The sequence below is a fragment of the Paenibacillus sp. EB106-05-06-XG162 genome (assembly GCF_058791655.1).
The window spans coordinates 117,281-129,465 of record NZ_JBYTDT010000001.1; the positions used below are offsets into that span (position 1 = coordinate 117,281).

Annotated in this window: 5 protein-coding genes; all 5 read left to right on the top strand. The window is 44.8% G+C overall.

Annotated features, from left to right (window positions below; all coding sequences use genetic code 11):
• The first annotated feature begins 6 nt into the window (after positions 1–6).
• Positions 7–903, top strand: a complete 897-nt coding sequence (locus AC3WU2_RS00455; RefSeq protein WP_492450322.1) for a carbohydrate ABC transporter permease — start codon at positions 7–9, stop codon at positions 901–903.
• 76 nt (positions 904–979) lie between these two features.
• Positions 980–2,539, top strand: coding sequence for an ABC transporter substrate-binding protein (locus AC3WU2_RS00460; protein ID WP_492450324.1), 1,560 nt, complete (start codon positions 980–982; stop codon positions 2,537–2,539).
• 220 nt (positions 2,540–2,759) lie between these two features.
• Entirely contained in the window at positions 2,760–5,129 is a 2,370-nt protein-coding gene (galA, locus tag AC3WU2_RS00465) for a beta-galactosidase GalA (RefSeq protein ID WP_492450326.1), read from the top strand.
• 91 nt (positions 5,130–5,220) lie between these two features.
• Complete coding sequence (locus AC3WU2_RS00470; protein ID WP_492450328.1) at positions 5,221–6,366, top strand: S-layer homology domain-containing protein; 1,146 nt, start codon at positions 5,221–5,223, stop codon at positions 6,364–6,366.
• A 241-nt stretch (positions 6,367–6,607) separates the two neighbouring features.
• Positions 6,608–12,160 carry an Ig-like domain-containing protein gene (locus AC3WU2_RS00475; protein ID WP_492450330.1) on the top strand — a complete coding sequence of 1,851 codons (5,553 nt, stop codon included), beginning with the start codon at positions 6,608–6,610 and terminating at the stop codon, positions 12,158–12,160.
• The last annotated feature ends 25 nt before the right edge of the window (positions 12,161–12,185 follow it).

Genomic DNA, 12,185 nt, shown 5'->3' on the forward strand with positions numbered 1-12,185 from the left:
TTGTCTATGTCTAGTTCAGTCATTAACCGGGGCTTTCCGGTATTCAGAATCATCTCACATATCATTTTGCTTGGATTCTCATTCATCTGTATACTGCCGTTAATTCTAGTTGTGTCCGTGTCTCTCTCCAGCGAAGAGAGCATTATGAAGCAGGGATACAGCTTGATTCCAGAGAAAATCGATTTCACGGCATACAAGTTTATTTTTGCAGACCCAGGTCAGCTTCTAACCTCTTATGGTGTAACGATTTTCGTATGTATCGTAGGTACGATCTTCAGCATTATCATCACCACCATGCTGGCCTATGTGATGTCGCGTAAAGACTATCCGTATGCACAGAAAACGTCACTGTATGTATTCCTGACGATGTTAGTCAGCGGTGGATTGGTACCTTGGTATATTATTATTTCTCGCGTTCTGCATATGTCTGATACGATTTGGGTTCTCATTGCTCCTTACTTGGTTATGCCGATGTTTGTATTGATTATGAAAGGTTTCATGTCCGATATTGCTCCAGCGATTATCGAATCGGGCAAATTGGACGGCGCCAGCGAATACCGTGTATTCTTCAGCATCGTTGTCCCGATTACACTGCCCGGCATTGTCACCGTGTCGCTGTTCATCCTGCTTATGTACTGGAATGACTATTATTTAAGCCTGATGTTTATTCAGAATAGTGAATATGTGTCGCTTCAATTTCTGCTCTGGCGGATTATGTCGAACGCGGATTATCTAAGAAATTCTGTAGCCGCTTCCATGGGACTATTGCAGGGCGTTGCGATGCCGGACCAATCTGCGAGAATGGCGATTTGTGTGCTGGCGGCAGGCCCAATGATGTTCATCTTCCCGTTTGCGAACAAATATTTCGTCAAAGGCATTACAGTAGGTTCTGTCAAGGGGTAAAAGATCCGATGAAGGGTTGTAATACTGGCAACAGTATGCAATAGATAAAGAGAATGATATTCAGGAGGGTTCAGCAATGAAAATCAGAAAGATGCCAAAGACATTATGTTTACTATTAACGGTGGGTTTGCTTACGACCGCTATGTTATCGGGCTGCGGATCCAAATCTGCGAATCAAGATGCTGCGAAAGCGGACACGCCGACGCAAGCGTCAACAACGGATACGGAAGGAAATCAAACATTAGACCCCGTGAATTTAACATGGTATGTCGTGGGAACGCCTCAGAAGGACCAACAGCTTGTCACGGATGAAATCAATAAAATTTTGAAAGAAAAGATCAATGCAACCTTAACTATCAACACGATCGATTGGGGGGCGTACGATCAGAAAATGAACGTCATCACCTCTTCCGGAGAGCCGTACGACCTTGCTTTCACGTCGTCTTGGGCGAATAACTACACGCAGAACGTATCTAAAGGTGCTTTGCTGCCGCTGGATGATCTGCTGCAAAAATACGGTAAACATATTTTGGAGCAAGTACCTGAAAAGTACTGGCCTGCTGCAAAGGTGAACGGAAAAACATATGGCGTATTAAATTATCAGATTTATGCGATCGGCAGAGGTTTAAACATCAAGAAAGACCTGGCTGACAAATATGCTCTGGACACAACAAAAATTAAGAAGTATGCAGATATAACGCCTTTTCTTGGGCAAGTGAAACAGGGTGAGCCTGGCATCACACCTTATTTGGCAACAGGCAACATTACGCACATGTTTGAATTGTACGATAATGAAAAAGGTATGACGGTTGACCAGGTGCAAGGGAACAGTGTAAATCCGCTGGGCATTCGCACCGATGATCCTGCGTTTAAGGTATTCAACTTGTTGGAAAGTCCAGAGTTTATGGCACAAGCCAAGATGTTCAGAGAATGGTACGAAAAAGGTTATATCCGTAAAGATGCCGCTGCGTTAAAAGATGAGAAAGCAGAGGCGAAGACTGGTAAATATGTGGTAGTGACAGGCGGATATGGTCCTGGAAGTGAATCTGGTGCAAGTACGGATTTAGGATATCCGGTCGTTCAAGGAAAACCCGTACCGCAATTTGTAAATACAGGTTCTGTTATTGCTGCAATGACGGGAATTAACAAAAATAGTAAAAACCCGGAAAGAGCGATGATGCTGCTCGATCTACTTTTTGAGGATAAGGAGCTTTACAACTTGGTTACGTACGGCATTGAGGGTAAGCATTATACGAAAGTAGACGAGAATACTGTCGAAATTGTCAAGGATTCGGCTTACAATCCGAACAATGCATGGGAATTCGGTAGCTGGTTCAATGCATATGTGCAAAAAGGCCAACCGGCAGATACGTGGGATCAAATGAAAAAAGCGAATGACGACTCTATAACTTCACCGCTTCTTGGTTTCCTATACAATGCAGATGGTATGAAAAGAGAGAATGCGCAGGTCAATGCCATCATGAATGAGTATCTTTCGATCATCTATACTGGAACGCAAGACCCTGAAAAAACAGTTCCAGAATTACTGAAAAAACTGAAAGCAGCGGGTATAGACGCATTAATTGCAGATGCACAAAAGCAAATTGATGAATGGAAGGCTGCGAACGGCAAATAGAAATGGACGAGCATTAAGTTAGAAGCAAGAAACGATAACTCCGGATACGAATCAACAATCTATTCAAGTAACCGGAGTTATTGTGCTACCCAAAAATGCGGGTTCACGGATCTGGCGGAGAATTTCATCAACAAATACATCAATCAATTTATTCCCCAGGCAATAACATTATCCAAGCAATTATCGGAACATGGTTCAACATGATACAAGGAGAGTTAATATGGCTGATATCAATAGATTAAAGGAAAGTTTCGACAAAGGATGGATGTTCCATCAAGGAGATTTGCCGATCATGCATGCCGTGAAGGGCGGTATGACGGGAGGCATTACCGATTGCGAGGATATCGAAGATGGAGAATGGCTGAAGATCGCCTACTTTGACGAAAGAGAACCTTCGCAAATTGATCCGGAAGCGTGGAAAGCAGTTAGCTTGCCCCATGATTGGTGTGTTGAGGGAGAGTATGTGAATGATGGAGGCAAAGTCAAGCACCACAAAAGCCATGGCTATCTAACTGCCGACGTAGGTTTTTACAGGAAAGTGTTCGACATTCCGCAGGAGCTTGAAGGCAAGAAATTAACGCTTGAGTTTGACGGTGTATTTCGTAACAGTACAGTCTGGGTGAATGGTCATTTGCTGGGCACGCACGCAAGCGGGTACACAGGCTTTGGCTACGATATTACGGATATTGCGCGTTATGGCATCGAAGGCAAAAATGTTGTCTTGGTCAAAGTGGATGCGTCCGATTATGAGGGCTGGTGGTATGAGGGGGCCGGCATCTATCGGCATACTTGGTTAACGGTAACGGATCGTCTTCATGTAGACCGGTTCGGAACGTATGTGACGACGCCTGTGGTTAGCGAAGAGCAAGCTGAAATTTCCATCGTCACAGTCGTGAAGAATGCGTATTTTGCAGACAAAGCTTGCAGACTCGTATCGAAGATCTATGATGCAGAAGGAAATTTCGTAGGGGAAGGTTCAAGCAACATGGACATTCCATTTGAACGGCAGGGGACGTTCGAACAGGTTGTTCGCATCGATCATCCCGAGATTTGGTCGCCTGAATCGCCGTACCTTTACTATGTCATGTCGGAAGTCTACGATGAAGCAGGGCTGCGTGACGATTACCGGACGAGCTTCGGTATTCGAACGATTGAATTTACAGCGGATTCAGGCTTCTACCTGAACGGGAAGCATTATCCGATTAAAGGTACCTGCAACCATCAGGATTTTGCGGGCGTAGGTGTAGCGTTGCCGGATCAGCTGATTGCTTACAAGCTCAAATTGCTGAAAGAGATGGGGTGCAATGCCTATCGGAGCGCCCATCATCCGGCGACGCCAGAGCTTCTGGATCTCTGTGACCAATTAGGCATACTGGTTGTGGAGGAGAATAGGAAGCTGGATATTTCGCCAAGCGGGATTGAGGATTTGAAGTTTGTGTTGTATCGCGGCCGTAACCACCCCTGCATCATCCTGTGGAGCATGGAAAATGAAGAAATTCTGGAAGGGACCGTCATGGGCGCGCGCATGCTAAGAACGTTAGCTTCGATCACGCGCAGCATCGATCCGACCAGACCGACGCTTGCCGCGATGAATCATGGATGGAATGACGGAGGATATAGCGATGGCGCCGATATTGTCGGCTATAACTACGGTCAGCGGGAAGATCAAGATATCCGTGACCATCAGCAATTTCCTTCCCGGAAGATGATCGGCAGTGAAAGTGCGAGCTGTACGGTAACCCGCGGGATTTATGAACGGGATGATGTTCAAGGGTATTGTCCGGAATACGGCATTCACATTCCTGAATGGAGCTGTTCCGTGGAGAAAGCATGGCGCGATGTCGTCGAGAATCCGTTTCTTTCCGGCGTGTTCATTTGGACAGGATTCGATTACCGAGGTGAGCCGACGCCTTACGAATGGCCAAACATCAACTCCCACTTCGGCGTAATGGATACATGCGGGTTCCCGAAAGACAACTACTTCTATTTGAAGTCGGCTTGGACGGAGGAGCCGATCGTGCATATTATGCCGCATTGGAATTGGCCGGATAAGGAAGGACAGGACATCGAAGTATGGGTGTACAGCAACTGTGAACGCATTGAATTGTTCCATAACGGCGTGAGCTTAGGGGAACAAGATATGGTAAGCGCCTCGCATTTGGAATGGACCGTGAAGTATGCGCCGGGTGAGCTGGTGGCGATCGGCCGAAATGGCTCCGTGGAGGCAGCGCGCGCTGTTGTTGCAACAACGGATGCCCCGTATGCAGTGAAGCTGGTGCCGGATCGCACGCAAATGCAATCCGACGGATGTGACGTGGCTGTCATTCGAGCGTATGTGGTGGATGAGCATGGACGCGTTGTACCTACGGCAGATCATGAGATCTCTTTCGCTGTAGAAGGAAAAGGGAAGATCTTGGGCGTTGGCAACGGAAACCCAAGCAGTCATGAGCCTGATAAATCGAATCGAAGAAAAGCGTTCAACGGCAGCTGCCTGCTTATTGTTCAATCGATGGAAGAAGCGGGTGAAATCGTCATAAGTACATCCTCCGAGGGACTGCTGGAGGCGAATTGCAAAGTGGCTTCGATCTAATTTTTTCGAGGGAAATCAATTAAATATTGCACAGTGATAGGGAGGATGGCTAGATGCCGTCCTTCCATTGACGAGAGGGGTATTGAAATCCATGAGACGTAAACTTCTTTCTTACGGCCTGTCCTTCGTATTATTCCTATCTTTACTACCGCAGGTTGCTCTAGCAGCGAACGAACCCTCCTATTCCTTATCAATTTCGAACAATCATATTGCGAAAAATGACCAGTTCTCCGTTACCGTGAAAGGGAAGGATATGACAGATGTTTTCGGTTACGAAGTGAATGTCAATTATGACGCCGATAAGCTGACGTATCAGAGCGCGAGTGCGGGCGCTAGCGGATTCGGGTTTACTGCGGGTGAGACTTCTCGCGGGCATATCCAATTCGCTTATACCAAGATGGGGGATGTGCCTGGCGATAAAGGCAATATCACGTTTGTCACGATCAATTTCGTCGCTAAAAATTCGGGAGATGCCAACATTGAATTAACAGATTTGAAGCTGGTAGACAGTCAAATAGCTTCCAAGTCACAACAAGTTGGCGTTAAGACGACGGTCGCGATTTCGAATGACGGCAACAATGGCAACGGTAATGGTAACGGTAATGGCAATGGCAATGGCAATGGCAACAATGGTAATGGTAACGGTAACGGCAATGGTAACGGCAACAACGGAGGCGGAAAGGGCGGTTCAGTTCATAAGTTTACGGATCTTCCATCGACCCACTGGGCCTACGATGTGATTGCAGAGCTGGCGGCGAAGCAAATTATCAGCGGGACTAGCGCGAACACATTCGAGCCAGAACGCGCTATTACTCGTGCAGAATTCGTGGCGATGCTGGTAAAAGCTTTGAAGCTGAATGATAAGGCAGAACTTCAATTCGCGGACGTCAAAGCTGGTGATTGGTTCGCCGATGCGGTCGCCAAGGCGTTCAAGGCCGGAATCGTGACTGGGAAGAGCGCTACTAGCTTTGATCCAAAAGGGCTAATAACCCGAGAGGAAATGGTCACCATGACAATGAAAGCATACGAATTGATGAGCGGTCAATCGTTTGGCTCCTCTATAGCCCCTGGATTTAAAGATATGAATAAGGTATCGCCATGGGCGGTGAACGCGGTGAGTGCAGCGGCTGAGCTACAGCTCATCAAAGGACGCTCACAAGACAAGTTCGTCCCGAAGGGAATTTCATCACGTGCTGAAGCGGCGCAGGTAATCTTCAATTTGATTGCTATTGGTTAAACCCTTATTTTTTTCGAGAAAAGTCAAATTTAATAGGATGATTTCTATCAAATATGAAGTTTTCCATCAATTTTGCAGTTAATTTTGCCCAGCTAAAACACTATGATCAGAATACACAATAATGCTAACAACGTATGAAGCATTGTAAATGGATGAAAGGAGAGGAACTTCTTGAAAGCGCTCCATTTATAGGCACTGCGAGTTTTCGATTAGAGACTTAAGAATGTGAGGAGACGATGGAATGAGTAAGTATAATCCTAAAAAAATATTGCAACTATTTTTAGTTTTTGTATTGAGTATTAGCTCCTTCTGTGGCGTTGTTAATCATGTAAGCGCTAACGCATCGGGTAATATTTACAAGGAGTTTTTTGTATCCACAACAGGCAGCGACGATAATGATGGGACTTATGAGCATCCTTTTCTGACCATTGCAAAAGCCCAACAAGCTGTTCGTCAAATCAATCAAGATATGACTGGCGATATTTATGTTTTTGTTGCACCGGGCAATTATTACATTCATGACCCGTTGAAATTCGACGAAAAGGATTCAGGTTTTAATGGGCATCAGGTTCATTATAAAAGCCTTGGAGCTCCCGGAAGCACGCATTTAATCGGCGGCAACCCTGTTACAGGCGGTTGGGTGCAGACGAGTGCTGCAGATGTAGTTGGTACAGATTATTTAAGTCAATTGCCACAATCTGCGGAGGGTAAAGTATATAAAGTTAAACTTGATCCTGAACAATATAACTTCAACCAACTTTATATTGGCTCTCAAAAAGATAATATTGGCTTCGAAAAAGCGATCATGGCCCGTACGCCCAATAAGGTAGAGGATCCTGAATTCCCATCGTGGAATGGCCCCTATTTCTTGTCAACCCGCGGTTCAAACAAAGATATGGGTTACAAAGCGAGTGACCTGACTCCGGCTCAAATAGATGCTCTAGTAAAAGCTCAAGTCGCAAATGTTGCAGAAATTGCTCAACTTTTTGTTTTTGACTGTGGAGGATATGCTTTTGAGTCTAACACCCTTCCTATTAACAGAATCGATACAACGAATAATATGATGTATTCACCGTTCGATCCTGCGCATCCTGAAATGTATATTACAAAATACAACATTAATGCCAATGCTCGTTATTTCTTGCAAGGAAATATTTCTTTCTTGGATTCGCCTGGCGAGTATCACTATGATAAACATTCGGGCTGGCTTTACTACTATCCGACAGCAGCTGATGGTGTTGCAAGCGCCCAGGATATGAACAACTTGAATGTCGTAGTTCCGACTACGAAGGAAATTATTCGTTTGCAAGGTTCTGATAAACCGGAAATTGCGGATTGGGGCAAAGCACCGGATCTTGCAAAACAAGTTAGCCACATTACTTTCGACGGATTCACTCTCGAAGCTACAGAATCAGATAATTATATTGTAGATGGTTGGAGCTACGGTGAAACTTGGTATGCTGGCGGTACAGCAATTCCATACCCACCACCCGAGGCAGCGGGCAGTACACAGCCATATTATTCTGACTATGCTGTTCGTCCTGCATATATGCATGGCGGGTTTACATTGATTAATACTAATAATATTACTATTCAAAACAGCCGAATTACTAATATAGGAATGTTTGGAATCGTTCTTTGGCGCGATAATTCATACAATACGTTCCAAAACCTTGTTATCGATAACTCTGGTATGGGCGGTATCAATACGGATGGCGGTTATCCAGGAGTTGGAAAATACAACAACAACCATACCTTCTATAATTTGTCCATTCACCATGTTGGACAAGTAAATGCTTTTGGTGCTGGATTACAAGTAATGAATACAGGTTTTAGCACTTTTAAGAACCTAGAAATTTACTATGCTCCACGACGTGCAATTTCGTTTGTTGGTCAAGCACAAACTATGCCTAATTCAAGTCCAAACTTTGACCCGGTGAGAGACGTGTATAACTACGGCAACCGTTTCGAATATATTTATGTGCATGATGCGGAACAAGATACCGCTGAGGATAGTGCAATATTCATTGGAGCTCTCTTCAAAGGCAATGATGTACAGAGAAAATACGGAACAAAGGACCCGGCAAAGGCTATTAATCCAGTAACAGGTCAGCCATATGGTGAATCCAAGGCGGGTAATGTCTTTAATCAAATTGTAACTTCGGAGATTGGTAGTGCAGCCGACGTCCGCGATCCTAATACGGTTCATGGTATGGACTTGGCTATGGGTGCTACAGGTACTTATCTTTCTAATATTGAAGGTATTAACAATCAAAGTGCTAATTTACGTGTTGAACCGACGCAAAATGGTGATGTATTTTATGTTGATAACGTAAACAGCGATTATCCAACGTCAGCGTATAGTCCGCGTCTTTATTATTCGTTTGACAATTCGAAGATGGACTATGCCCGTATCGGTATTAACCGTCAAGAATTTCCATTTACTTCCGAATTGTATAATCCAAACTCGCCGAAATTACAATCGGATAGCTATTTTTCGGATAATTTTGAAGGCGGAGAGATTGACACAACAAAATGGTCAATTGAAAAAGGTAATCCTGTTATTTCCACCGCGTATACAGCTGAAGGTCCGTTCAACGGTCATTATTCTCTGTTCATTAACGGCGGTGCGAAAGGGAATTCAGATGGGGTTGCAGTCAGTAGAACATTCGACGACAACTTAAACAAAACCGTAACTGGTTGGTTCTTCGATAAACGTCGTGATTATGCCGGTAATGACTACAATGAAGGATTGAATGATTCGGATGTTAGAGGTCAATCTTACATGAGAGTTGATGACAATACTACTGCCAACCATGTAGGGCTTGGAATTAACGGTCATGCTAGCAGAGACTATTTTACTTATCTTGATGGTACGACTGAAAAGTTAACGACTATACCTCGTAGTTTTGGGTGGCATCAGTTTAAGTTTGACTACTCTAATGCCGGCAAAGTTACACTTTATATTAATGACCAAGAGGTAACAACACTCGATAGAGCGTCATTCAATTATATTGGAATGGGAAATTACGATAGCACTGGCGCTCCAGGCAAAAATACTGGTATGTCCTACTATGATCTAATCGATGTTTACGGTGGTGTAGACGCTGATCCAGTAGTGCCGCTTCAACCGAGTGCGGGTTCAGTACCACCTTATACGCCACCAGTAGTAGTAGACCCTGTTACATTAATCAACAACTGGGATTTTGAGAACGGAATGCCGAAAACCGAAATTGCAATTACGAGTTCTGGACAGTCTGCAGCATATAATAAAGATGGTTTTACAACTTTCTGGGGAACTAATCCGAATTTGAAAGTTATAGCGAACCCGAAGAAAGATACGACAAATGGCAGTAACAATGTTATGATCGTCAACAATGAACCAGCCCTCTATTATGAAGAGGCGCCTGCGCATAATTGGAGCAATTACACGCTTGATTTAAAATTTGCGCTTGCTAGCGATTATACAGACACTGCACATCCATTACGTTTCTTTGTTAATACGCAGCCGATTGTCAAATCCGGTACTCACGCAGGGAAAATGACATACCAACCGGCTGGATACAATGTTGCTTTTAATAAAAGTAACAATAAAATGGAGTTATACCGTGCTGATCAAAATAGTGATGCTACCCATACGAACAACAAAATAGAGGGATCGACAAGTGCTGATCTGCCTGCTGACCTATTTAAAGCAGTCACTGGCACTGGCAAGTGGCATACGTTGTCCATCACTGTTACAAATGGTACGATATCCGCAACACTTGACGGAAATACCACAATTGTGGGGCAAGACTCAACCTATACAAGCGGCTTTATTGCTTTTGCTCCTTGGGACTTCGGCCAAGCTAAGTTTAACTTGGGCGTAGACGATATTAATGTAAAGACAAACAAAATAGAACCAAATATGGTATATGATGCGAATCTCAAGCTGGGTAATGCAAAACTTAATGGAGATTTCAACCCTAATCACACATCGTATCAGGCTTCAATTACCGATCCAACTAAGGACGTCACACTTAGTATGCCAACTTCAGAACATGGCGCAACATTCTCCATTTTGCTGAACGGCACAAATATTACGGACCAATTCACGGATATGACGGCGCAAACTTTACCTTTAATATTCGGTCCAAATACGATCACAATCGCTCAGACATCGAAAGTGGGCGCAACGACTAACTATACTGTTGGTATTTATAAGTCCTATACAAATGCAACAATAGAAACGGTTTCACCGGTATCAACAACGGTCGGCACATCACCAACACTTCCGGCTACGGTTTCCGTGACATTTGATGGCGTTACTACTCAGGAAATTCCTGTTAAGTGGGATATGATGAACAATGAAGTTCTGAATACTCCGGGAACATACACTGTTAATGGCTCATTGGTGGGAATGTACGGCAAAGTGAGTGTCCAAGTCCATATTAACGGTGTAACATCAATAAACTCATTATCGCCTATATCAACATTGATTAAGGAAGCACCTGTATTACCAACATCCGTTTCGGCGCAAACGATAGTAGATGGTCAGCCCGGAAGTACGGTATTACCGATTACTTTTGTTGATCTTGAACCTTCTTTATATTCAAAAGCAGGAACAATTATAGCTGTAGCTCATGTTAACGGACGTAATGCTACAATATTGCAGCAGGTTGATGTCTCAGACGGATCCAAAAAGCTTACAAGCATCACGGCACCTGCAGCAATTCCAGGTGTCGCTAACGGTACAGCCAAGACGGTAGCAGCCCTTGGACTGCCTGCGACCGTAGCACTTGTCACCTATGGAGGAAATGTAAATGCTGATGTGACATGGGATGTGGATGATTCAAGCTATGATCCGGCTGTAACGGCAGAACAAACCTTCACGGTTGAAGGAACCGTAACCTTGCCGGCAGGGGTTTCAAATCCTGATAACATCCCATTGACAACAAGCATCCAAGTGACGGTGCTTCAGGCATCAAGCATGCCAAAATCTGTATTGACAGGTGTACATCAAGTCGCCCCTGGCCAAACATTCGATGTCACGCTAGGACTAAGCGGTGTTACGCAGAGTGTATATCAGCAGATGTATGCGCAAGATTTAATGCTTCATTATGATCCGTCGAATATACGGTTCGATTCCATAACCTCGTTGAAAGACGGAGTCCAGGTCATCGAGCAGAAGGAAATGGTGCCAGGACATATCCGGATTGTTGCTGCGAGCGTAAGCGCGAACCAAGGCGTGCAAGTGGAAGGCGACTTATTGGCCTTCAAATTCACAGCCAAATCAGCTCCCCAAGCTGCCGATACGACGATTTCTGTAGGCAATGTTGTCATTGCAAACGGGGAAGGGAATGAGCTGGAGATTGGAGGAGCGACCCATGCCCTGCAAATTAGTAATCAAGTAGATAAGTCGCTCTTGAATGCTGCGATTGCTAGCGCTCAGGCGAAGCACGATGCAGCGTTGGAAGGCAACGGGCACGGGCTGTACGTGAAAGGCTCCAAGGCGCAATTGCAGTCGGCGATCGATGCGGCGAAAGCGACGGCGAAAGATCCGAATGCAACGCTGCAGCAAGTAGACAGCGCGAAATCCACATTGGAAGCAGCAATTCAAGTGTTCGAAAGTAAAAAAATCTCCGCCGAGGTCAATGGAAAAGACGGCGTCACGGTCGGAGACTTGGCGATCGTAGCAGCAGCATACGGCAAGCAAGAAGGTCAGCAGGGCTGGAATGCGAAAGCGGATGTCAATCATGACGGTAAAGTAGATATTGAAGACCTTGCGATCGTAGCGAAGGCGATTTTGAAATAATAATTGATGAAGCCAGTGGTCCCAC